Source organism: Paramixta manurensis (genome assembly GCF_013285385.1).
GTDB lineage: Bacteria > Pseudomonadota > Gammaproteobacteria > Enterobacterales > Enterobacteriaceae > Paramixta > Paramixta manurensis.
In genome coordinates this window covers 1733799-1757138 of sequence record NZ_CP054212.1, presented here as the reverse complement: position 1 = coordinate 1757138, position 23340 = coordinate 1733799, and the positions used below count along the sequence as shown (strand labels likewise).

18 protein-coding genes are annotated in these 23340 nt (G+C 51.8%); 5 read left to right on the top strand and 13 right to left on the bottom strand.

Annotated elements, in window-relative coordinates:
• Window positions 1–60 precede the first annotated feature (60 nt).
• The 4 genes from pncB to PMPD1_RS08515 all read left to right on the top strand — a co-directional run bounded on the left by pncB (window position 61) and on the right by PMPD1_RS08515 (window position 5633).
• A complete protein-coding gene (gene pncB, locus PMPD1_RS08530; RefSeq protein ID WP_173633631.1) occupies window positions 61–1281 on the top strand; it encodes a nicotinate phosphoribosyltransferase in 1221 nt (406 codons plus the stop codon).
• 153 nt (window positions 1282–1434) lie between these two features.
• Complete coding sequence (asnS, locus tag PMPD1_RS08525; protein ID WP_173633630.1) at window positions 1435–2835, top strand: asparagine--tRNA ligase; 1401 nt, start codon at window positions 1435–1437, stop codon at window positions 2833–2835.
• A 300-nt stretch (window positions 2836–3135) separates the two neighbouring features.
• Window positions 3136–4251 carry a porin OmpF gene (gene ompF / locus PMPD1_RS08520; RefSeq protein WP_354292820.1) on the top strand — a complete coding sequence of 372 codons (1116 nt, stop codon included), beginning with the start codon at window positions 3136–3138 and terminating at the stop codon, window positions 4249–4251.
• Window positions 4252–4442: 191 nt separating this feature from the next.
• Window positions 4443–5633 carry an amino acid aminotransferase gene (locus PMPD1_RS08515; protein WP_173633629.1) on the top strand — a complete coding sequence of 397 codons (1191 nt, stop codon included), beginning with the start codon at window positions 4443–4445 and terminating at the stop codon, window positions 5631–5633.
• Window positions 5634–5682: 49 nt separating this feature from the next.
• Here PMPD1_RS08515 and PMPD1_RS08510 read toward each other — a convergent pair whose 3' ends face one another.
• From PMPD1_RS08510 to cmoM, 7 genes are all read right to left on the bottom strand, one after another.
• A complete protein-coding gene (locus PMPD1_RS08510) occupies window positions 5683–6312 on the bottom strand; it encodes an MBL fold metallo-hydrolase (protein WP_173633628.1) in 630 nt (209 codons plus the stop codon).
• Window positions 6313–6358: 46 nt separating this feature from the next.
• Entirely contained in the window at window positions 6359–6907 is a 549-nt protein-coding gene (gene mepK, locus PMPD1_RS08505) for a peptidoglycan L,D-endopeptidase MepK (RefSeq protein ID WP_173633627.1), read from the bottom strand.
• A 185-nt stretch (window positions 6908–7092) separates the two neighbouring features.
• Entirely contained in the window at window positions 7093–8862 is a 1770-nt protein-coding gene (ldtD, locus tag PMPD1_RS08500) for a L,D-transpeptidase (protein WP_494338259.1), read from the bottom strand.
• 211 nt (window positions 8863–9073) lie between these two features.
• Complete coding sequence (gene mukB, locus PMPD1_RS08495; RefSeq protein WP_173633625.1) at window positions 9074–13543, bottom strand: chromosome partition protein MukB; 4470 nt, start codon at window positions 13541–13543, stop codon at window positions 9074–9076.
• Complete coding sequence (gene mukE, locus PMPD1_RS08490) at window positions 13540–14271, bottom strand: chromosome partition protein MukE (RefSeq protein ID WP_173633624.1); 732 nt, start codon at window positions 14269–14271, stop codon at window positions 13540–13542. Before mukE ends, mukB begins: the two co-directional genes overlap by 4 nt.
• The gene (mukF, locus tag PMPD1_RS08485) at window positions 14252–15574 is read right to left on the bottom strand and encodes a chromosome partition protein MukF (RefSeq protein ID WP_173633623.1); all 1323 of its coding nucleotides are present in this window, start codon (window positions 15572–15574) and stop codon (window positions 14252–14254) included. The genes mukE and mukF overlap by 20 nt, the downstream gene beginning before the upstream one ends.
• Complete coding sequence (gene cmoM / locus PMPD1_RS08480) at window positions 15571–16356, bottom strand: tRNA uridine 5-oxyacetic acid(34) methyltransferase CmoM (RefSeq protein WP_173633622.1); 786 nt, start codon at window positions 16354–16356, stop codon at window positions 15571–15573. The genes mukF and cmoM overlap by 4 nt, the downstream gene beginning before the upstream one ends.
• 125 nt (window positions 16357–16481) lie before the next feature.
• On the opposite strand from cmoM, the gene elyC reads away from it, so the two are divergent.
• Window positions 16482–17270, top strand: coding sequence for an envelope biogenesis factor ElyC (elyC, locus tag PMPD1_RS08475; RefSeq protein ID WP_173633621.1), 789 nt, complete (start codon window positions 16482–16484; stop codon window positions 17268–17270).
• Here the strand turns inward: elyC and PMPD1_RS08470 are convergent.
• The 6 genes from PMPD1_RS08470 to msbA all read right to left on the bottom strand — a co-directional run bounded on the left by PMPD1_RS08470 (window position 17250) and on the right by msbA (window position 23310).
• Window positions 17250–18143, bottom strand: a complete 894-nt coding sequence (locus tag PMPD1_RS08470; protein ID WP_173633620.1) for a YcbJ family phosphotransferase — start codon at window positions 18141–18143, stop codon at window positions 17250–17252. The two genes, elyC and PMPD1_RS08470, sit on opposite strands and share 21 nt — an antisense overlap.
• A 173-nt stretch (window positions 18144–18316) precedes the next feature.
• Complete coding sequence (gene kdsB / locus PMPD1_RS08465; RefSeq protein WP_173633619.1) at window positions 18317–19066, bottom strand: 3-deoxy-manno-octulosonate cytidylyltransferase; 750 nt, start codon at window positions 19064–19066, stop codon at window positions 18317–18319.
• Window positions 19063–19245, bottom strand: a complete 183-nt coding sequence (locus tag PMPD1_RS08460; RefSeq protein ID WP_173633618.1) for a Trm112 family protein — start codon at window positions 19243–19245, stop codon at window positions 19063–19065. The genes kdsB and PMPD1_RS08460 overlap by 4 nt, the downstream gene beginning before the upstream one ends.
• 73 nt (window positions 19246–19318) lie before the next feature.
• Window positions 19319–20530, bottom strand: a complete 1212-nt coding sequence (locus tag PMPD1_RS08455; RefSeq protein ID WP_173633617.1) for a winged helix-turn-helix domain-containing protein — start codon at window positions 20528–20530, stop codon at window positions 19319–19321.
• A gap of 60 nt (window positions 20531–20590) precedes the next feature.
• The gene (gene lpxK / locus PMPD1_RS08450) at window positions 20591–21565 is read right to left on the bottom strand and encodes a tetraacyldisaccharide 4'-kinase (protein ID WP_173633616.1); all 975 of its coding nucleotides are present in this window, start codon (window positions 21563–21565) and stop codon (window positions 20591–20593) included.
• On the bottom strand, window positions 21562–23310 hold the full coding sequence (gene msbA, locus PMPD1_RS08445) for a lipid A ABC transporter ATP-binding protein/permease MsbA (RefSeq protein WP_173633615.1): 1749 nt from the start codon (window positions 23308–23310) through the stop codon (window positions 21562–21564). Before msbA ends, lpxK begins: the two co-directional genes overlap by 4 nt.
• Between the last annotated feature and the right edge of the window lie 30 nt (window positions 23311–23340).

The window sequence follows — 23340 nt, the reverse complement described above, 5'->3', positions numbered from 1 at the left end:
TTATACTCCTGCGTCTTTAAGACATTTTACGACACCAACGGAAACGCTCCGCGCGAGAGGATGCTGAAACGCACCATGACACGACACGCTTCCCCGATATTAACTACGCTGCTGGATACCGATGCGTATAAGCTTCACATGCAGCAAGCCGTGTTTCATCGTTATTACAACGTGACCGTAGCAGCGGAGTTCCGTTGCCGGGGCGACGATCTGCTGGGTATCTATGCAGATGAAATTGCTGAAGAAATTGATCACATGCGCGCACTGGCGCTGAGCGATGCTGAATATCACTATTTAGCCGGCCTTCCTTTTTTCCGCCAGGATTATCTTGATTGGCTGAAGGCCTTTCGTTATGACCCGACCCAGGTTCGCGTGCGCAACCATGAAGGTAAGCTTGATATTCGCATTAGCGGTCCATGGCGCGAAGTGATTATGTGGGAAGTGCCTTTACTGGCGTTGATCAGTGAAGTGGTACATCGTCATCGTTCACCGCTAGTGACACCGGAAATGGCGGTTGAACGTTTGCGTGGCAAATTGGTGGACTTTAAACACCTCACGCGCGATATGGATTTGTCCCGTTTCAAACTGATGGATTTTGGTACTCGTCGCCGTTTTTCGCACGATGTGCAATTTGCCATCGTTAGCACCCTACAGCAGGAGTTTCCTTGGCTGGTGGGGTCGAGTAATTACGATATTGCCCGCAAATTAGGCATTACGCCGGTCGGTACTCAGGCGCACGAATGGTTTCAGGCACACCAGCAAATTAGCCCGGTGCTGGCCAATAGCCAGCGAGCAGCATTGCAGGCGTGGCTGGAGGAGTACGACGATCAACTCGGTATCGCGCTCACGGACTGTATTACCATGGATGCGTTCTTGCGTGATTTTGGTCCGGGTTTCGCTAACCGCTATCAAGGTTTGCGTCATGACTCCGGCGATCCAGTCGAATGGGGCGAGAAAGCCATCGCCCACTATCAAAAACTGGGTATAGATCCACTGACGAAAACGCTGGTTTTTTCTGACAATTTGGATCTGGATAAGGCAGTTTCGCTTTATCGTCACTTCGGCCAACGCGCCAACGTTATTTTTGGCATTGGTACGCGCCTGACCTGTGATATTCCACAAGTGAAGCCGCTTAACATCGTGATTAAGCTGGTGGAGTGTAACGGGAAACCGGTTGCCAAACTGTCTGATAGCCCTGGCAAGACCATCTGTCAGGATAAAGCTTTTGTGCGTGCGCTTCGTAAAGCTTTCGACTTACCGCTGGTAAAAAAAGCCAGTTAACTCCCCAGGGGCGGCCCTGTTCGCCCCTTCGCAATAAAATCTCCCTTCCGCCGCTTAATTCTTCTTGTGTCCTGCCGGACGGCAAGTAACATAAGCCATACCCCAAGTTCGGGGCCTTATTTTCTATTTTGACTAATTAAAAGAGAGAAATTTATGAGCGTAGTGCCTGTAGCGGACGTACTACACGGCCGGGTTACGGTAGACAGCGAAGTCACCGTACGCGGTTGGGTGCGCACCCGAAGAGATTCAAAAGCCGGTATTTCCTTTATCGCCGTTTATGACGGTTCCTGCTTTAATCCCGTTCAGGCCGTTGTAAATAATTCTCTGAATAATTATCAGAGCGAAGTGCTGCGTCTGACCACCGGTTGTTCGGTGATTGTCACCGGTAAAGTGGTGGAATCGCCGGGCGAAGGCCAAAGTTTTGAAATCCAGGCCACTGCGGTAGAGGTCGTTGGCTGGGTCGATGATCCGGATACTTATCCCATGGCGGCAAAACGTCACAGCATTGAATATTTGCGTGAAGTGGCCCACCTACGCCCGCGTACCAACCTCATTGGCGCAGTTGCCCGCGTTCGCCACACGCTGGCGCAAGCATTACACCGTTTCTTTAACGAGAACGGGTATTTTTGGGTTTCCACGCCGCTCATTACCGCTTCTGATACCGAAGGGGCCGGCGAAATGTTTCGTGTTTCCACCCTTGATCTGGAGAACTTACCGCGCGACCCGCAGGGGAAGGTTGATTTCAGCGAGGACTTCTTTGGTAAAGAGGCGTTCTTGACCGTTTCAGGTCAGTTGAACGGTGAAACCTATGCTTCGGCCCTGTCGAAAATCTACACCTTTGGCCCGACTTTCCGCGCGGAAAACTCTAACACCAGCCGCCATTTGGCTGAGTTTTGGATGCTGGAGCCGGAAATCGCCTTTGCTTCGCTGGATGATGCCGCCGCGCTCGCGGAAGCGATGCTGAAATATGTGTTTAAAGCGGTACTGGAAGAGCGGGCTGACGATATGGCGTTCTTTGCTGAACGCGTAGACAAAGATGCGGTTTCGCGCCTGGAAAGATTTGTGACAACGGATTTCGCGCAAGTTGATTATACCGACGCGGTTTCCATTCTTAGCACCTGCGGTCAGACGTTTGAAAACCCGGTTTCATGGGGGATTGATCTCTCTTCTGAGCATGAACGTTATCTGGCAGAGAAACATTTTAAAGCGCCGGTGGTGGTAAAAAACTATCCGAAAGATATTAAAGCTTTCTATATGCGCTTGAATGATGACGGAAAAACGGTAGCGGCCATGGACGTTCTGGCGCCTGGCATTGGCGAAATCATCGGTGGTTCTCAGCGTGAAGAGCGTTTGGAAGTGTTGGATGCCCGTTTGGAAGAGATGGGGCTGAATAAAGAAGATTATTGGTGGTATCGCGATTTGCGTCGTTACGGCACCGTTCCGCATTCAGGTTTCGGATTAGGTTTCGAACGTTTGATCGCATATGTCACGGGCGTACAAAATGTAAGAGACGTTATCCCTTTCCCACGGACGCCACGTAACGCCAGTTTCTGATTTTCGCCATTAAATATAAGAAATTCATATAAATACAAAGGTCAGCCATGCTGACCTTTTTTATTTTTTGTAAATTTTGAGACATCTCACAAAGTTCCCTATATTTTACATTTTGTAATACATATTTTCCTTTTGATACCAGATTACTAGATTAGTAGCATTTTCGCGCTAGAATTACCGTCATTGGAATGGAAAGATGCGTGCAGACACAGGAAGACACCAAACTCTCTTCATGGTTCTGTAAAGAATTGTTGACGGCAGTGGCAGGTGTCCAAATAACTCCAATGAGGGTAATAAAAAATGATGAAGCGCAACATTCTGGCAGTGGTTATCCCTGCTCTGTTAGCTGCGGGCGCAGCTAACGCCGCAGAGGTCTACAATAAAGACGGCAACAAACTGGATCTTTACGGTAAAGTTGACGGTCTGCACTATTTTGCTGATAAAGATGGTTACGCAGGCGATGGCGACCAGACTTATATCCGCTTTGGTTTTAAGGGTGAAACGCAAATTAATGACCAACTGACCGGTTACGGCCAGTGGGAATACAACGTTCAGGCGAACAATAGCGAAGGTGGTGCAGATCGTAATGATGGTACTAAAACCCGTCTGGGCTTCGCTGGTCTGAAATTTGGCGATGCGGGTTCAATCGATTACGGTCGTAACTACGGCGTGGTGTATGACGCAATTGGCTGGACCGATATGCTGCCGGAATTCGGCGGTGACTCAGCCTACAGTGATAACTTCTTCGTTGGGCGTAGCAACGGTCTGGCAACCTACCGTAATACCAACTTCTTTGGCTTAGTCGATGGCTGGAACTTCGCGTTGCAGTACCAGGGTAAAAACGAAGATAGCGCAGACGGTCGTGGCATCAAACAAGCTAACGGCGACGGCTACGCAATTTCTACCACTTACACCTCGCCTATCGGCATTGGTATCGCAGCAGCCTACGGTTCTGGTGACCGCACTGACAACCAACAGACCGCATTCTTCGGTAATGGTGGTGAGCGCGCTGAGCAGTGGTCAACCGCGCTGAAATATGATGCTAACAACATCTACCTGGCGGCAATGTATGGCGAAACCCGTAACGCCACCTTTATCCAGGATAATAGCACTGGTAACACGACTTCTGGTGAACTTGGTTTTGCCAACAAAACTCAGTTGATCGAATTAGTTGCTCAGTATCAGTTCGATTTCGGTCTGCGTCCGTCACTGGCTTACGTGCAGTCAAAAGCTAAAGATGTTGAAGGCATTGGCGACGTTGACCTGATCAAATACTTTGAAGTGGGCGCGACCTACTACTTCAACAAAAACATGTCCACCTATGTTGACTACATTATCAACCAAATCGATGACAACAACCGTCTGGGCATCGGTTCTGGCGATACTGTGGCAGTGGGCCTGGTTTATCAGTTCTAATTAACCCGGTTAATGGGTGTTGTATCGCCCATCAAAATACCGCTAAAACGGGGCTTCGGCCCCGTTTTTATTTTTGTCGACGCCGACACGAAAATGCGCTTTTCTTTTTGTCGCAAACGGTTGGCATTTACCTGTTCTGGCGTTAACCTGAGCTCTCACTTCGCTTTAGATTAAGCTTATGGACCTCTCACATGTTTGAAAATATTACAGCCGCACCCGCCGACCCTATTCTTGGTTTAGCCGATCTATTCCGCGCCGATAACCGTCCTAATAAAATCAACCTCGGTATTGGCGTCTACAAAGACGAAACCGGCAGCACCCCGGTATTGACCAGCGTGAAAAAAGCCGAGCAATTTCTGCTGGAAAACGAAACCACCAAAAATTATCTGAGCATTGACGGCATCGCCGATTTTGCCCGCTGCACGCAAGAGCTGCTATTTGGTCGCGATAATGCGATCGTGACCGGTAAACGTGCGCGCACCGCGCAAACCCCTGGCGGCACCGGCGCATTACGTGTTGCTGCAGACTTTATCGCCACCCAAACCTCCGCGCGGCGCGTGTGGGTCAGCAACCCAAGTTGGCCAAACCATAAAAACGTGTTTGAAGCCGCCGGGCTGGAGGTGTGCGAATACCGTTATTACAACGCTGAGCATCATTCACTGGATTTTGACGCGATGCTGGAAAGCCTGCGCGCGGCTAAAGCGGGTGACGTGGTGCTGTTCCACGGATGCTGCCACAACCCAACCGGTATCGATCCAACGGCGGAACAGTGGTCGCAGCTCGCTGAATTATCGCTGGCAAGCGGCTGGCTACCCTTGTTCGACTTCGCCTATCAGGGCTTTGCCCGTGGTCTGGAAGAAGATGCCGAGGGCTTACGCATTTTCGCCGCGGCCCATCAAGAGCTGATTGTCGCCAGTTCTTATTCTAAAAACTTTGGCCTGTATAACGAACGCGTAGGCGCCTTTACGTTAGTGGCGGCAGATGCTTCGGTGGCAGATACCGCTTTTAGCCAAGTGAAATATACGATCCGCGCCAACTACTCTAATCCTCCGGCGCACGGTGCTGCGGTAGTCGCGACAATTCTGGGTAACAGCGCCTTACGCGCACTCTGGGAACAAGAGCTGACTGACATGCGCCAACGCATTCAGCGCATGCGCCAACTTTTCGTCAATACGTTGCAAGAAAAAGGCGCCGATCGCGACTTTAGCTTTATCATCAACCAAAACGGCATGTTCTCTTTTAGCGGGCTGACCAAAGATCAGGTGGTGCGCTTGCGCGAGGAGTTTGGGGTTTACGCCGTCAACTCCGGTCGTGTTAACGTTGCCGGGATGACACCGGATAACATGGCGCCATTATGTGAAGCCATTGTTGCGGTGCTCTAATTATCTGGCGAGTTACACCAACAAAAAAGCAGCCTTCCGGCTGCTTTTTTTATTGAAGGAAAGGATTTGCTATACGCTCACGTCCAAGCGTCGACATCGGGCCGTGACCGGGAATAAAAGTGACATCATCGCCAAGCGGCAACAATTTCTGCTTAATCGAAGCGATTAAGTCCTGGTGGCTCCCTTGAGGGAAATCACTGCGCCCCACGCCGCCGTTGAAAATAACGTCACCGGACACCAATAAACGCCCTGCCCGATCAAAAAAAACAACGTGACCCGGCGTATGGCCCGGGCAATGCAAAACCTCCAGCGCCAGATTTCCTACCTGCACACTATCGCCCTCCTCCAGCCAACGGTCAGGCGTTAACGGCGAACACTCTGCAAGGCCAAACATTTGGCTCTGGGTCGGCAAACCATCAAGCCAAAAAGTATCATTTTTATGCGGACCAATAATCGGCGCCGCATAAAAAGCGGCGACTTCCGCCGCCGCGCCAACATGGTCTAAATGACCGTGTGTCAGCAGGATTTGACGAACTTCAATGCCTTGCTGCGCAACCGCCGCTTTAATCCGCTCCGCGTCACCGCCGGGATCAACCAGCGCACCCTGACGCGTTTCCTCACACCAGATTAGTGAACAATTCTGCGCGAACGCCGTCACCGGAATAAGATGATATTCCATAATGCTCCTGTTACCGGCTAACGCGATGCTGCCGGAATTTATCTGTTTACCAGTGCCTTATCGGCCCGGTATCAATATGCACAAAGTTACTGCTGGGGTAGTATCCTACACCACCGGCGCGCATATTTAACGCCGCTTTGCGAACATTGCTCAGAGAAATTCCTTCAATATGGAAGTCCATAGCCTGACCCAGCGTATGATAGCTGTGTTTCGCTACGCCTTTACTGTGGGAACGTAATTTATTATTGGTCGCCAGAGAGCGATAACCCGAGATGAGTTGAACCGGTTTGCGGGTATCCAGCATCGCCTGCAAACGATACAACTGGTCGAACAAATGGGGATCGATACTTTTTACTTTATTCGCCCGGTAGTCACGGAAAAAGTGATTCAAACGCGCCAGCTCATCCTTATCATAATGCGAGCCGTTAAAAAACTCCGTCTTCAGCGTTTCGCCGGTATTGAGATTATTTAACGTTAATATGCGAGGACGAGACGTTGATAAAGAAGCCAAAGCCCGCCCTGGAAGGAGCGCGATACCTACCGCAGCGCCGCCGAGCGCCAGCAATTTACGACGTTGTGAATCAAAGTTATCCATGAAATGCGGTTACCTGCAAAAAAGACCAAAGCGAACAAAAAGTACACAAGGCCGAACCATAACCGCAGGGGGCGTCTACGTCAACCCATGAAATAACCATACTGTGAGTGTTGCCGCTTATTGAGTTCAATAGACAACCGCCCCCGCTAGGGAGCGGTTAATAAGAGTAATTTAAGAATCAAGGATTAGAGTAGCAACTTACCCGCTTTCGTCAGCACCTGCGCGCCAGAACGCGCGGGCATATCGTAATTGTAAATATCTGTTCTGAATTGCGGTTTACCGTCATCTGCCACCCATGCCGTCAGATAATAGAGGTTAACAGGGATACGATGGCGAATCGGCACATAGCGCGTGTCTCCCTCTTTCAAGGTGCTGGAAATACGGCTATCGTTCCAACCGGCATCTTGTAATAACAAGTTCGCCAGAACAGAAGCTTTATTTACCCGCACACAACCAGAGCTTAGCGCGCGAATATCTTTCTGGAACAGATTATGGTTGGGCGTATCATGAAGATAGATAGCATCCGAACTTGGCATATTAAATTTATACCGCCCCAGCGAATTAGTCGCCCCCGGCGCCTGCCGCAGGCGATAAGGAAACGAAGCCGCTGAAACCATGCTCCAGTCAATCATCGAAGGATCTATCACTTCTGCATCGCTACTCCAGCCCGACAGCAAAGTGTAACCATGCTTGTAGAGGTAAGCAGGATCCTGCTTCACTTTTGGAATAATGTCCTTACGTACCAAAGTCGTTGGCACATTCCACGGCGGATTTAGCACCACATTATTCAGCGCGCTACGCATCAACGGCGTTTTACGATCCGGACGGCCAACAATGACGCGTGAAGAGAGAATCTCCGTTCCATTTGCGTAATAGGTTAATGAGTAGTTTGGAATATTAACCATAATTCCGTTATGCATATCATCCGGCAGCAGACGCAAGCGCTGAATATTCAGCGCCAATAGCGACGCACGTATTTGTGGCGAAACATTTAACCATTCACGCGTGCGGGCCCCGATAGCGCCGTCTGCGGCTAATCCCTGCCACCCCTGGAAACGTTTTACCGCCTCGACTAAATCTGGCGTATAAATATTATCGCCATTGGTTGCGGTCTGTTCCCCTTCAACTTGCCCCGGGGATTGTGGCGTATCCGCCTTGCTGGCTAAATCATCTACGCTTGCCGCTGAAGGGCTTAGCGCCGCCGGATGCCCAGCGTTATCCGCCGTTGCAGGCGCACCAGGGAACGCATCTTGATTCGGTTTCGGCGCCATGGCTTCCGCGCTGAACATTCCGGTACGCTGCAAGATTTCACGCAAAGCCGGTACATCATTACTGACCTGCCCCGGCTTTAGGGTTTGTGTATCCTGCAACTGCGGCCACGGGCGGTTATCTGCAAGCAGGTTTTTCAACGCTTCATGCATCAAATTATACTGTGGGTGTTGCGGCGTTAATGAGGCCATAAACGAGGCTAAATTGCCGCTATCAACCGCTGATTGCCATTGGTTAATCACCGATAACGGTGGTAATGCCATTTTGTAAGGCACATTGCTATACAGCCATGTCTCTCCTTTGGCAGGCACATTGGTGACAAATTGCAAGTAGCCCAACATTGCATCTGATAGCACAATATCGCGCGCCATTCCGTTGATAGACGGATCGGTGAGCTGTTTAACCCATTGTGTAAACTGAGGCTGTACGCCAGAGATCGCAACTTCTGCCAGTTGTTGCTGAAATTGCTGAACCGCTTCGCGGTCTTGCCATAGCGGCTGCATTTGATGCGCGGCATACAGCGCCGCTAATGAGCCGGGATAGAACAGTTTCACCCCTTGCGGCAGCGCGGCGAGAAGTTGTGCCTGGGTGTGTTGCGCCGCCGTAGTTACATTACCTGAGGAGGTGCCGGGCAATGCAGCAATGATGGCCGCATCCACGTTGTGCGCGTGAGCCAGACTCAGCATTACGGCACATGCCATTAGCGATTGCCTTAATGGACTCGATTTTTTTAGCAACATCCCTTGCCCCCTGTGTAATGTCATGCCCAACGAAACGACAACGCGCGTCATAGGGCCGTTAGTTATTGTAATAAGTATACAAACTAAAACGGCGTTTGCCTCTCGAAGCACAAACGCCGTGGTTTAGATTCATCTTCGGTAGCACAATTTACTACATTTAAACCTGAGTTTGTTCTGATTCCGATCCGACCGCGTTATCCGCTACGCCCGCAGACGGCTCAGCGGCAAAACCCCGTAACCCCACAACATGGACGTGTTCGGTATTGTTAAACACTTTACGCACCAGTTTGTAGGTAGTGCCTTTTTCCGGGCTGATATTTTCCGGTGCCGCAATAATTAGCTGCATTTCAAGGCGCTCACACAATTCAAACAGTGTGGCGATCGATTTAGCATCCAGACGCGCCGCTTCATCCAGGAACAGTAAACGACATGGCGAAATATCTTTACCCCGTAGCCGACGAGACTCCTCTTCCCAGCTTTGCACCACCATCACCAAAATCGACATACCGGTACCAATAGCCTCACCGGTGGAGAGTGCGCCGCTTTCCGCCCGCAGCCAGCCATCTGAGCCACGGTTAACCTCAACTTCCATTTCCAGGTAGTTACGGTAATCAAGTAGCTCTTCGCCAATGGTTTGCGGTGTCCGCTGCCCCATATCAATTTGCGGGTTCAACCGCTGGTACAATTTCGCCAATGCTTCGGAGAAGGAGAGCCGGTTACTGTTAAACAGATCCTGATGTTGCTCATGCTCTTCGGAGAGCACATCCAACAACATGGCATGCGTCTCACGAATATTGACGTTTAAACGTACGCTTCGCACCTGACCAAAGCTGACGCTTTGCAGCCCCTGGTTAAGCTGTCGAATGCGGTTTTGTTCACGCTGGATAGTTTTGCGGATAATGTTCGATACGCTGCGCGAACTGATCGCCAGCATCTGTTCGCGGGCGTTGAGCTCTTCGGTTAAACGACCCAGCTCAATTTCCATTTGCTCAATAGCTTCAACCGGATCATCGGTGCGAATAATATCCTGCCGAATACGCTCGCGCAGATGCTGATAAACCGCAATGAAGAACTGAATTTTACGTTCTGGTCGTTTAGGATCTTCGGACAAGCGCAGCACATCACGCAGGTGTTCATTATCCGCCACCGCCAAGCGCAATGCGCCAAGCGCTTTATCCGACATGGAACGTAGCTCATCGCCGCTCATGTAAGCCAGTTCACGCCGGTGCAGACGGCGTTCGACGCCATTGTCTTTCACCATCCGCATCACCGCACACCAACCGGCTTTGGCGCTCACCACCTGCTCTCTAGCCTGATGATATTCGCGCTCCAGGCGCCGCAGTTTTTTCTGCAAGGCATCCATTTCCGCTTCGCAGAACGTGAGTTGTTTTTCCAGTTGATTACGGCGCGAACGGTTATGACTTAGCGCGCTGTACAGTTCATCACGACGAATGCGCGCGCGCTCTTCCGCGCTGGCATCGGCCTGAACGCCAATCTCCTGCATCTCTTGATGCAGTTCTTTCAGCATATCGCGCTTCGCGTCGAACGAACTCTTCAACGACGCCAAAACCTGCGAATATTGCGTAAGCTGCGTTTGGTGCTCACGTAACCGTTCGCGGGCACGGGCGCGTTCACCTTCGGCCTGCTCCAGCCGCTGACGCAATTTCTCGTTGAGATCGCTGGTACCGGTCAGCATTCCGGCAGAATCGACATAACCGAAATGAGCGCGGCGCTGTACAACTTCGGTTAGCGCAAACGCCTGTTGCCGCGCATCACGCTGAACCCGCTGCGCTTGCTGATAGTCAGCTTTTAACTGCTCATGTTGCTCCGGATCGCTCTGCAAGACAGACACGATCGGCTCCAGCCGCGCCAGATGGTTGCCATGCTGCTGAATAAAGCGCGATGCTTCATGCGCTTCATCCATCAGTTCACGCAATTCTTCGCAGCGGTCTGCTAAGGTTTCATCGGTTAACAAGCTTACACGCGGCAGTAGCCGGTTAAGCTGTGCCACGCCTTCGCGTGCCTGTTCAAACTGCTGACGCTGCTGCTGATTTTCACTTTCATGGCTGCTTAGCGCACGTTCAATCTCGCTGCGACGCGCAGTAAGCTGGCGAATTTGCGCTTCCGGATCATCCTCAAACGCCACCGCCAGATGGCTGCCAATAAACCGGCTGAATGATTGATGCAAGCGCTGCGTCTTTTGCACGTCAAACGACAAGGTGGCATATTTTTCCGCCAGTTGCTCACGTTCGGTATGCAATAACTCCAGTTGATTTTCACGCGCCGCACGGCCAAACAGCGGTATTTTCGGGAAACGCGAGTAACGCCACTGGCGCTCAGCGACTTTAACCACTACCGCTTTTTCCAGCTCTTCTACGCTGAAGACGCTGTCATCAAAAGACTGTGGATCCCCCTCAATCAGATAGAGATCTTCCGGGCACTCTTCCAACCCATCCAGCTGCTCACGCACCAACGACAGGTCTGGCACCACAATCGCATGGCGTGACGGGCCATATAACGCCGAGAAATAAGGCGCATCATCCAACGTCACATCATCATAAATTTCAGAAAGCAATACGCCGCCAAACCGCTCGGCGAGGTTATTTAAGCGCGCATCTTCCGCGCCACCCGGTTGGCTCAGCCGTTCAATCTGCTGCTCCACCTCGCGCTTGCGTCCGGCCACGTTATCACGCTCAACGGTGGTTTCGCGCTCACGCTCCAATAGCTGTTGCATAAACTCGGTCACCTGCTGGCTATTTTCCAGCGGTTGCCCGATTTGTTCGCTTAGCTGTGTCAAAATCTCTTGCGCAGCCAGCCAGTGCGGCGCACGAGCGGTCAGCGTAGTGATGCGCTCACGCAGGGTTTCCAACTGTTGGCGCATGGTCATGCGGCGTTCACCCGCATCGGCCACGCTCTGCGACAACTGCTCTATTTGCGCTTCTAACTCACGTTGTAACGCTTCTAACTCATGGGCATCGTATTGTCGGCCCTGCCGCTTGCAGAACTCGTTCAGCAAACGTTCAGCGTCCTGTTGCTCGCGCAGGCGCTGCTCCATTTCGCCCAGCCGCATACGCAAGGAGGAGAGTTGTTCGGCGTGATGGCGCTGATTAGCCGCGTCGCGTAACAGCGTCCGGCCAATTTGCCAGGCTTCGCTACGACTTACCGGCCCGGTAATCTTGTTCACCAATTCAAACGCCTGTTCAAACTGGCTATGCGCCGCTTCCGCCACGCTCATTTTTTGTTCCAGCATTAACAGCTTATCAGTGGCTTCTTGCTCTTTTGCCTGAAAAGTTTCCTGCCACTCTTCTGCGTTATCAATCGATAAATCAGACAGGCTACAGATTGTTTGTGCGCGTTCCAGTGCTTGCAGCGCCTGTTGATACTGAATCGCTCGGGTTTGCTGAACATCCAGCGCTTGCTGATAATCCGCCAGTTGGCTTTTCAGCTCATCCACTTCAAGTTCGGCAGCTTCAGAACGCGCCTCGTTCTCGTCCTGCACTTCACGCGCTTCCGCTACCACCTCGTTCTGTTCTTCAAGGCGGTAAGTCAACTCATCCAAGTCGGCTTCATAACGCTCAATCTTTTCTTGTTGACGCATGGCGGTTTGAACCAAATTCAGATGGTCACTCGCGCCCTGATAATCCGTTTCAAGATCGTTCTCTGCGGCATTGTGCTCGGCTAACTCGCGTGCCATCTCAATATGGCGATATTGCTCAGTCGCCAATTGTTTACGACTGGTGAACAGATCATTACGCAACACTAATGCGCCATCTAAATGAATCCGACGCTCATTGGCATGGCGCATGTAATCTGCCGCCACATAGCTGGTGGCTTCAGAAATCAAATGCTTAAACAGATCGCGATCGGACTGCGTGACCCGAATCGCTTCCAGCGTCATACGGTTTTCCCGCAACGCAGCTTCCATATCCTGAAAAGCTTTACGCACACCGCTATTTTCCGGCAGCAAATAATCACGCAGCGAGCGCGTAATAGCGCTGGAGATCCCGCCATACAACGAGGCCTCAATCAAACGATAGTATTTACTCCGATCGCCTGCCGAGCGTAGACGACGCGCGACAATCCCCAACTCAAACATTAATGAGTGATAATCGGTAATCGAGTTGAATTGCCGAAACTGCACGCCTTCCATCTCTTCAAGGCGCTCTTTAAGTTCATTTAACGGCAATACGCGTGCCTGGCGCTGGTTAACCGTCTCGGTCAGGATCTCGGTCGGATTGAGCGCAGTGGGCAACCCATGGATGCTAAACGGGCGTATATCGACCTTTTTATCACGCCCGGCGACCTGTTGTAGCCGCACGCCCACCAGCACACGCTGATGACGCGAGTTAACAACGTCCAAAACCGAATAACACACCCCGGCGCGTAACTTACCGTGCAAACCTTTATCACGCGAGCCAGACGTCGCGCCAGCCTCGGTGGTGTTACGAAAATGCAGTAACGTCAGGTCAGGAATCAGCGCAGTGATAAACGCCGCCATGGTGGTCGACTTACCGGCGCCATTCCCGCCGGACAAGGTTGTGACCAGATTATCCAGGTCAAAAGTACGCGCAAAAAAACCATTCCAGTTAATCAGCGTCAGTGAGTGAAATTTTCCGCGTTCAATCATTCCTGTTCATCCTCCGCTGCTTCCGGCGGATTACTCTCGGTATCCGACTCGTTTTCATCACTTTCATCATTAAGCGCCATGCCATTTTCCAGCGGCATCGCCTCGCCATCCCGAATCATGCGTAATTGCGCTTCGCGTGGATCATCACCACTGCGCACGTCGGCGCCAAAGCGGAATACCGACTCAATAATCCGAAACTTACTGCTGTCATTACCCATAAACCAAACCATACCCAAGCGGCGCAGGCGGTTAAGCGACGCGCGCATCTTCTCCTGCAGCTTTTGCCGATCGAGATCGGAACCGGTTGAACGCTGGTTTACCAGCTTCAGCAGTTTGGTTTCATCGGCCAGACTAAGCAGTTCGTCGTACAGCTCCTGTTGGGTAAAAATCCCCTCATTGGCTAGACGCTCAGGGCTGAGGTAGAGATAACAGAGGATTTTACCCACCATCATATCCAGCTCAGACAGCACCGAACGCGGGATTAAGGTGGTAGAGCGCGGGCGCAGGTAGAAAAAACCTTCCGGCGCACGAATCAACTCAACGTTGTAGCGTGCGTAGAACTCCTCAAGAAACTCTTGGTAGTCCATCAGGAAAGCGTGATTATCCAGCTCTTCGATACCAACATGGCGGCCCGCACGTAGTTGACTATCCAGCGCCGGGAAAAGAGGATTGGCCAGAGCCTGAGCCAGTTTAACCGGCATCACTTGTTCAATATTTGTCAATGACATGCGCCTGCACCTTGGCTCCGTAATCATTAATGACCTGCCATTGCGCCTGCAGGCCGGAAAAATCTGCTTCGGCCACGCCTAAGCGCACGGCCTGATCGACAACAATGCGCGCCACATCAAAGTGACGCGCACGGGGATATTGCGCCAAATAATCCCGCATCACCATGCCCAGATTGAGCGGTTTCTGTTGTGCTTTGTAAATCTGCAGCGCTTCTTCAATCATCGCTGCAAGCTGTTCGCGAATTTCATTAAACTCTTCGTATTCCAGCTCAGAAGGCAGCTCGCCGGTAACCTCTTCGTTACGCAGCGTCAATTCTTCGTCGCGCATATCAAACAGACGATCGGCATTGGCGTAGGTTAAGGCCCAGGGTGCATCAAAATAGTTCTGTACCGACTGGCGTAAACGCTGGGCGAACACCCGATTTTTATCCATATCGATAGCGGTACGGATAAATTTATGTACGTGGCGATCGTAACCGATCCACAAATCAATCGCTTGCTGGCCCCAACTGATAATCCGGTCAAGTTTATTTTGCAGATCGAACACCAGCTTATCGACAAACCCCAAATCCGGGCTGCTCATTGTTGCATCCTGAATACGCAACAAATTGGCCTGCAGCTTGTCACCCGCCGCTTCCAGCGTATCCTGCAATTCACGTAGCGTGCCGGAGGTTTCAGAGAGTAAAAGCTCACAACTGGAAATAGCCGCGCGCCAGTCCTGATTAAGCAATTCAGCAATATCCGCCTTTACTGTTTGCTGTTGCTCATCCATCACCCGCTGCGTCATATCAATACTGTCGAAAATTTCAGCAACCGAATACTTCAGCGGCGCAAAAACGTTGCGATGCCAGTGGAACTCATCACCATCCTCTTCCGCCGCGTCCGCCGCCCGTTTCAGCTCTTGCGCCACGATGGAAAGCTGCATGGAGAGCCGCAACGTGGAAAACTCACGCTGGCGAATATAATAGTCAGTAATCCCAATCGCCAGCGGCGTCAGGCGATAGATGGCATTGCCATCAGCAAGTTCACTGGTAAAACGGTTGAGTAAACGCTGGCGTACCATGTCATTAATGGCATTGTTCGCGCGCACCTGAACCGTTTCATTGGTCTGCTCAAAAGCTTTACTCACATGGCGAAAGGCATCAATCAGCTCTCCTTCGCTCATCTCGCCATCCATGCGTTCGCCATTCAGCGTGGCGATAGCCAGTAAAAATGCCAGACGTTCGGTAGGCAAAGAGACGGAAAAATCATTTTTTCGCGCCCAGGCAACCAGTTCCGGTACAGTCTGGGAAAATTCACTCATAGTTCGTCCTTCTGAATGGGTTTCCGCGCTGTGACGTGGATATAACGCCCTAAACTTAAAAAGGGTTCTTGCTGACAATAACGTTGTTCCATTGCCAACACGTCATCAAACCGCTCGGTCTGTTTCTCTTTATCACGCATATAATCGTGAAATACGCGGATGCCAGCGCGGCTTTCAATGGTAAAACCGCAGTCACGCAGCCAACCATAAACCTGCTCCGGATCGCGCGGATAATCGGGCGACAAAGTTTTTTTCTTACGCTTACGTAAATTCGCCTGCAAATAACCAAAATTGCCCAGCGTCAGCGTACGCATGGTTAGCCCGTGCAAATTGTAAAACATCAGTGACAGCACGCCACCCGGCGCCAGCGTATTCCAGAGCGCGGCAAGAACCTCTTGCGGCTGGGCGACCCACTCCAGCACCGCGTGAAACAATACCAGATCGGCTGGCGTATCCAAATGTTGACCGACCTCTTGCGCGCTAATTTGTTTAAATTGCATGTTGTCGCTCACACCTTTTTCGTTAGCGTTAAGGCGAGCACGCTGCAACATTTCCGCCGAAAGATCGCAAAGCAGCACCTGATGCCCCAATGCGGCGATGCCACAAGCGGTCTGCCCCTCACCGCCGCCCGCGTCCAGCACCGATAGCCGGCGTTGCGGCAGCGAAGCAAAGATTTTATCCAGTTCCTGCCAGAGGATAGCCTGCCGAATCCGCCCCTTAGTGGTACCGTATATGTTTTGCGAAAATTTTTCGGCGATATCATCAAAGTTGCGATCCTGCATGGCTTGGCTCCGGTTTTTTGCCACACGCGAAACGGGTATTTTGGCATACACTGGCAGAGAATGAACCTTTCATGCATCGCTTCGCTTTTATGTGCTGTTTTTTCGGACAAAAGGAGTCCGTTTTCATGCTTTTCACCCTGAAAAAATTCATCGGCGGGCTGATGCTCCCCTTGCCTTTCCTGCTTACCGTTTTCGCAATCGGGATTTTATTGCTGTGGTTCAGTCGTTGGCAGAAAACCGGCAAAATTTTACTCTCTTTGAGTTGGTTAATCCTGCTGTTACTGAGTTTACAGCCAGTGGCAGACCGCTTACTGTTACCGCTGGAACGGCAATACCCCACCTGGAATGGGCAAGCAAAGGTAGACTTTATCGTGGTGTTGGGCGGTGGCTATACCTGGAATCCTAACTGGGCGCCTGGTTCGAACCTGATCGGCAATAGTTTACCGCGCGTAGTGGAAGGGGTGCGCCAATGGCAAGCTAACCCACAGGCCAAACTGGTATTTACCGGTGCAGCAGCGCAAACCAATCCGGTTAGCAATGCCGAAGTGGCGGCACGCGTAGCACGTTCGCTCGGCGTACCGGCAGCGGCCATCGTGACGTTAGATAAACCGCAGGATACCGGCGAGGAGGCCCGTGCGGTAAAAGCGCTCATCGGCACTCATCCTTTGTTGCTGGTGACCTCGGCGAATCATATGCCGCGTGCGATGATCTTCTTCCATCAGCAGGGGTTAAGGCCGATTGCCGCGCCCGCGAACCAATTGGCCATTGTATCCCCGCTAAATAGCTGGGAAAAAGCGCTACCTTCGTCGCTTTGGCTACAGCATAGCGAGCGTGTCTGGTATGAGAGTTTGGGTCAATTATGGCAGTGGCTTACCGGACATGATACCGCCAACTCAGGTCAGCCAGGGCAGTAAACCTTCCGTCGCTCGTTGGAAACGCCCGGTATCCAGTTTGCCGGTGAGAAGCATTTGGGCGATGGCCTCCCACAGTTGATAAAACCAGCGCCGGTAAACAAAATCCTCTGCGACCGGCGCCTGAGAGAGATAACGCCAGAGTAATGACTCCTCCGCTCCCGCCTCGCACAAATGGAATAACTCAAACTCACGCGGCGCCCACAGCACCATGCCGGGGTTCATCATTGCTAAAAGTTGATCGCTGCGCGGATCTTTTAACATATTGCGCAGCATGACGTTCCCATGTACCAGCACGCAATTATCATCAAAATCCTCAAACAAGCGCGGTAATATTTCGCGTGAACGATACAGCACTCTCCGCCCTTCCATGGAAAGAAATGGCGGTTTTAACGATGATAACGTCGCCCACAGCATTTCAACGCGCTGTGCATACCAGTTAACCCAGCCATTTTCCTGCGTACTATCGACGGTACCCACCACGCCATGGCTATCAATACGGTGCCATGCCATCAGGCTTTCAACAATCTGATCCTGTAACTGCGCCTGACGCTGCGGCGTCCGCGCTGGCGCATCGACCGAAACCCCACCTAATCGCTCAATCAACAAAACGTCATGCCGCGGTTTTTGTTGGCTCACAACCAAACCGTACACGCCGGGTACGCGCAATGTTCCTTCACGCGCCAGCATGGAGAGTTTCCTGGCTTCTTGTGCGGCAATACCCTGATTAAAATAGCATTTTGCCATTAATGGCATGGCATGACCGGCACGGTTATAGAGCGCGAAAAGATTGGCGTAAGGGAGTTCGCTAACTTGTTCAAGCCGACTAACCTGCTCCCCCAAGACCAGAGTCAGTTCAGCACGCAACTGTTCCATTCACATTACCTCTGACGTTATCAGGTTAATTATCATCAACCCCGGAACAGCGGATTTCATCAATACAGATCAAGGATGGTGCAAAATAAGCGGCAGGAGACAGAAGGAAAAAAGAGACAAACACCGTTTTCGAACGGATCGCATAATGAAGGGGCCCCGAGGCCCCGACAAAATTAAGGTGCCATGGCTACCCGCACACGTTGCAAATCTTCAGGCGTATCAACACCTACGCTTGGGATCGCTTTTGCCACATCGACGTGAATTTTTTCACCGTACCACAGTACACGTAGCTGTTCGAGCAGTTCAATTTGCTCAAGTTGGCTCGGCTCCCACGTCACATAGCGACGGATAAACCCGGCACGGTAGGCGTAAATACCAATATGGCGCAGGAACGTTTCGCCAATTTGCTGACGTGAATGTGCAAACCGCTCGCGATCCCAGGGGATGGTGGCACGTGAAAAATAGAGCGCGTAGCCCCTAGCGTCCATCACCACTTTTACCGCATTAGGATTAAACGCCTCTTCAGCCGTTTCAATCGGCACCGCGAGCGTTGCCATACCCACCTGAGAGCCGATCAAATTTTCCGCTACCTGACGAATAATGACCGGTGGAACCATAGGCTCATCGCCCTGCACATTGACAATCACCGTTTCATCAGAAAACTGATAACGATCGATAACTTCGGCCAGACGTTCGGTACCTGAATGATGATCGGCGCGCGTCATACAGACTTCCCCGCCTGCCGCCGTAACTGCCGCCGCAACGTCGGGATGATCGGTCGCCACAATGACCTGCGAGGCGCCTGATTCCCGCGCCCGCTCCATCACATGTACCACCATCGGTTTACCGTGGATATCGACCATTGGTTTACCCGGTAGGCGCGTTGAAGCGAAGCGCGCCGGAATAATTGCCACGAAACTCATGGATGGATCTCTTCAACAGAAAGGGTACGCGCCTCGCTTTCCAACAACACGGGGATCCCATCCCGCAGCGGATAAGCCAGACCATCTGGTTTGCAGATCAATTCCTGCTGTTCTTTGTTGTAATACAGTTTGCCGTTACAAACCGGACAAGCAATGATTTCGAGTAAACGGTGATCCATAATTCCTCCGTAATGGACCGGAACGCCAGAAGCGTAAGCATATCACAGACCAACGGCACGGGAAGGCGACACATTAATCCAGTTGCCATCCGCTGCCCCATGCCGCATATAGCCCGGCCGGAAGATGCTCAAAAACAATGCTTTCCGCTCCTTGCCATTGAGCAAAGCGCGCGAGGGCACGTCGCATATCGTTAAGCAGTGAAGCGCTCACCTTCACCTTGTCTTCCAACCAGAGGTTTTTGATCAGCAAGGTTTTTTCTTTACGCAGCATTTTCGCATCCAGCCGTCCTTTTAATGCGCCGCGATGTAAGATAGGCAACACAAAATAGCCATATTTCCGCTTCGGCTCCGGGGTGTAACACTCTAGACGGTAGTCAAAGTTAAATAACTCCAGCGCCCGGCGGCGATCCCAAACCACCGGGTCAAAAGGGGAAAGGAGGGTGGTATGGCTGGCTTTTAGCGGCTTTTCCAGTTGCGCCACTAAGCGATGATGGAGATAAAGCTGCCCCAATTGTTCCACGTTAACCGGTACTACGCGGCCCTCTTCCAGCCAGCGCGCCAGAGTTGCTTTGATCGGCGCTCGCTTTAAACGATAATAATCCGCCAGCCACTCGGGCCGAAAGATACCTAAGCTTTGTGCGCTGTTAGATAACATTTCATCTACTGCTTCTCGCTCACTGATGCCATGTAATTGGTCATCCCATTCAGGCAGCACACGATGGCGTAGATCATACACGCGCTGAAAATTACGCCGTTCAATTACCATCACCTCGCCGGCAGTGAATAAATTTTCCAAATGGCGCTTATGCGGCTTCCACGACCACCAGCCCGGCTTATGCGCCGGAGAGGTAGTGAAATCAGCAGAACGAACCGGGCCATTGTCCTCAATATGGCGCAATAGCTCGGCAACCTCATGCTGATGCTGCGCCATCCACTCAGCATTGTATTTCCAGCCCATTGCCTGCGGCTGTAGCATTTTATGGCGTAGAAGGCGGTAATCTTCCGCCGGGATAAAGCAGGCTTCATGTGCCCAATACTCAAACAGTTCACCTGTCGCCAGCGCCTCGCCCAGCCATGTTTCCGGGTAAGCGCCCAGACGGCTGAACAGAACCAGGAAAGGGCTACGCGCCACCACATGAATGGTATCGATTTGCAGTAATGACATTCGCCGTATCGTGTCGACAATATCAGTATACCGGGGCTTACGCGTGGGCGGATGTAACAAGCCCTGAGCGGACAGGTGTAAATTACGCGCGGTAGTGAGAGAAAGAGAGAGGTTGGTCATCGTACCCTCCTGGCAGGAAAGGTAATCAGTGTAGCGGCAACTAAACGCGGGCTTAAACTTTTAACGGCATACGCTTTTTATTTTTGCGACGATAGTACTCGCCCGATCGCTTAAATGCGCATCAACCGGCAGATACCACCAGTTATCATGCGCAAAGGCACGGCATTTGACCGCGTCTTTTTCCGTCATCATTAATGTCTGTTGTTCGGTTACCAATGGCGCGAGCATCTCTTCGGTATAGGTTTGATGATCGCCAAAGGCTATTTCCCCCACTGGGGTAATCCCCTGCTGTTTTAAGGTGCGGAAAAAACGAGGAGGATGCCCAATACCGGCCATTGCCACCACGTCGCTAAAATGCGCCAGTGGACGGCTTTCACCGCTTTTTAGGTTTATCGCAGCGCCGGGCGTGAGCTGCATAGTAATGCCATCTACTTCCGCTTCGCCGCCATTAATTATGACTGCATCAACACTTTGCAGGCGGGACGCACGCTCACGCATCGGGCCTGCGGGTAGCCACCAGCCATTGCCGAAACGGCGTACGCCATCAACCACCACAATCTCAACGTCCCGCGCCAACGCATAATGCTGCAGACCATCATCGGTGATAATCACATCGAGAGAGTGCTGCGCCAGTAGCGCTTTGACTGCTTCGCTGCGCACCGGCGAAACCGCGACCGGCGCCTGCGTACGTTGATAAATGAGCACCGGTTCATCACCGGCTTCTACGCTGCTGGTTTGCGCATCGAGTAACAGCGGATAGCGCGCCGCTTTACCGCCGTAACCGCGCGAAACCACCCCGACGCGTAATCCTTCGCGCCGTAAAGTTTCCACCAACCAGATCACCACCGGCGTTTTACCATTTCCGCCCGCAGTCAGATTACCGACCACCACCACCGGAACCGGCGCCCGCCAGCTTTTCCGCCAACCGCGTTGATAACTCAGGCGGATCAGATGGCTCACCAGCCCGTACAGCCAGCTAAACGGTAACAGCAGCAGATAAAGCGGTGAGCGCCCGCTCCAGATGCGCTCAATCATTGACCAAACTGCATTTTGTGCAATTGTGCATAGGCACCTTTACGCGTCAGCAAATCATCATGTGTGCCGCGTTCGATAATGCGCCCATCTTCAACCACCACAATCTCATCCGCCTTTTCAATGGTAGAGAGACGGTGCGCAATGACCAATGAGGTACGGTTTTTCTGTAACTCATCCAGCGCGGATTGAATTGCACGTTCCGACTCGGTATCCAACGCCGAAGTCGCTTCATCCAGGATCAATACCGGACTATCGCGTAACAACGCTCGCGCAATGGCGATACGTTGACGTTGTCCGCCGGAAAGCAGAACCCCGTTTTCACCAATCACGGTGTCCAAACCGTTATCCATCTTGCCAATAAAATCCATCGCATGAGCCATCTTTGCCGCGCGTTCAATTTCATCACGGCTATATTTTTCGCTACGGGCGTAGGCAATATTGTTGGCAATGGTATCGTTGAATAAATGTACGTTTTGCGAAACCAATGCGACCTGGTTACGCAAAGAACTGAGCGTATACTCCCGTAAATCATGGCCATCCATCAGAATCTCTCCCTGCTGGATGTCATAAAAGCGCGTAAGCAGGCTCGCCATGGTAGATTTACCCGACCCTGAGCGCCCGACCAGCGCCACGGTTTTGCCTGCCGGAATAGTTAGGTTAATATCACGCAGTGCGGGCACATCTCGTCCGGGATAGGTGAAGGTCACACCGCGGAATTCAATATCACCTTGCGCGCGTTCAATGGTACGCGTGCCGCTATCAGTCTCTTGCTCGCTATCCAAAATAGTGAATAACGTCTGACAAGCCGCCATGCCGCGCTGAAACTGCGCATTAACGTTAGTCAGTGACTTGAGCGGGCGCATCAACGCAATCATTGATGAGAACACCACCGTAATACTCCCCGCCGTCAGCGTCGCCATAACCGAAGGGAAGCTGGCAGCGTACAGAACAAATGCTAACGCCAGCGAAGCAATCAACTGAATAATCGGATCGGAAATTGACGAAGCGGAGACCAGCTTCATACCTTGCTGGCGCATGCGGTTGCTGACTTGGTTAAAGCGGTTGCTTTCCACTTCCTGGCCGCCAAAAATCAGCACCTCTTTATGCCCTTTCAGCATCTGCTCGGCGCTGGTGGTCACTTGCCCCATGGTGGTTTGCATGTTTTTACTGATGTTGCGAAAGCGCTTAGACACCATGCGGATAGCGTAGGAAACGATTGGCGCCAGAACAATTAAGATCAGAGAAAGCTGCCAACTGTAATAAAACATCATTACAAACAGGCCGATAATCGATGCGCCTTCACGCACCACCGTTACCAGTGCGCTAGAGGAGGAGGAAGCCACCTGCTCAGAATCATAGGTAATACGCGACAATAATGTCCCGGTTGATTGCTGGTCAAAAAAAGCGACCGGCATACCCATCATGTGGCTGAACAAACCACGCCGCATGTTCATCACCACGTTGCCGGATACCCAAGATATACAGTAACTAGAGATATAACTGGTGACACCGCGCACCAACATTAACCCAATCACTGCCATCGGCATCCAAATTAAGACCGATTTATCGGCTTTCCCAAAACCATCATCGAGTAAAGGTTTCAGCAGTGACAGCATTAACGTATCCCCTGCCGCGTTCAGGACCAGAGCAACAGCCGCGACCACTAACCCGGCCTTGTGCGGTGCAATCATTGGCCAGAGGCGACGGAATGTCTGCCATGTCGAGAGATCTTTATCTTGATGCATTATATAACCAGCATTGGATGAAATAGCCGC

Bases quoted from the DNA above. Each gene is read 5' to 3' on its own strand.
- pncB (WP_173633631.1), top strand. From the start codon at position 61: ATGCTGAAACGCACCATGACACGACACGCTTCCCCGATATTAACTACG.
- asnS (WP_173633630.1), top strand. From the start codon at position 1,435: ATGAGCGTAGTGCCTGTAGCGGACGTACTACACGGCCGGGTTACGGTA.
- ompF (WP_354292820.1), top strand. From the start codon at position 3,136: ATGATGAAGCGCAACATTCTGGCAGTGGTTATCCCTGCTCTGTTAGCT.
- PMPD1_RS08515 (WP_173633629.1), top strand. From the start codon at position 4,443: ATGTTTGAAAATATTACAGCCGCACCCGCCGACCCTATTCTTGGTTTA.
- PMPD1_RS08510 (WP_173633628.1), bottom strand. From the start codon at position 6,312: ATGGAATATCATCTTATTCCGGTGACGGCGTTCGCGCAGAATTGTTCA.
- mepK (WP_173633627.1), bottom strand. From the start codon at position 6,907: ATGGATAACTTTGATTCACAACGTCGTAAATTGCTGGCGCTCGGCGGC.
- ldtD (WP_494338259.1), bottom strand. From the start codon at position 8,862: ATGCTGAGTCTGGCTCACGCGCACAACGTGGATGCGGCCATCATTGCT.
- mukB (WP_173633625.1), bottom strand. From the start codon at position 13,543: ATGATTGAACGCGGAAAATTTCACTCACTGACGCTGATTAACTGGAAT.
- mukE (WP_173633624.1), bottom strand. From the start codon at position 14,271: ATGTCATTGACAAATATTGAACAAGTGATGCCGGTTAAACTGGCTCAG.
- mukF (WP_173633623.1), bottom strand. From the start codon at position 15,574: ATGAGTGAATTTTCCCAGACTGTACCGGAACTGGTTGCCTGGGCGCGA.
- cmoM (WP_173633622.1), bottom strand. From the start codon at position 16,356: ATGCAGGATCGCAACTTTGATGATATCGCCGAAAAATTTTCGCAAAAC.
- elyC (WP_173633621.1), top strand. From the start codon at position 16,482: ATGCTTTTCACCCTGAAAAAATTCATCGGCGGGCTGATGCTCCCCTTG.
- PMPD1_RS08470 (WP_173633620.1), bottom strand. From the start codon at position 18,143: ATGGAACAGTTGCGTGCTGAACTGACTCTGGTCTTGGGGGAGCAGGTT.
- kdsB (WP_173633619.1), bottom strand. From the start codon at position 19,066: ATGAGTTTCGTGGCAATTATTCCGGCGCGCTTCGCTTCAACGCGCCTA.
- PMPD1_RS08460 (WP_173633618.1), bottom strand. From the start codon at position 19,245: ATGGATCACCGTTTACTCGAAATCATTGCTTGTCCGGTTTGTAACGGC.
- PMPD1_RS08455 (WP_173633617.1), bottom strand. From the start codon at position 20,530: ATGACCAACCTCTCTCTTTCTCTCACTACCGCGCGTAATTTACACCTG.
- lpxK (WP_173633616.1), bottom strand. From the start codon at position 21,565: ATGATTGAGCGCATCTGGAGCGGGCGCTCACCGCTTTATCTGCTGCTG.
- msbA (WP_173633615.1), bottom strand. From the start codon at position 23,310: ATGCATCAAGATAAAGATCTCTCGACATGGCAGACATTCCGTCGCCTC.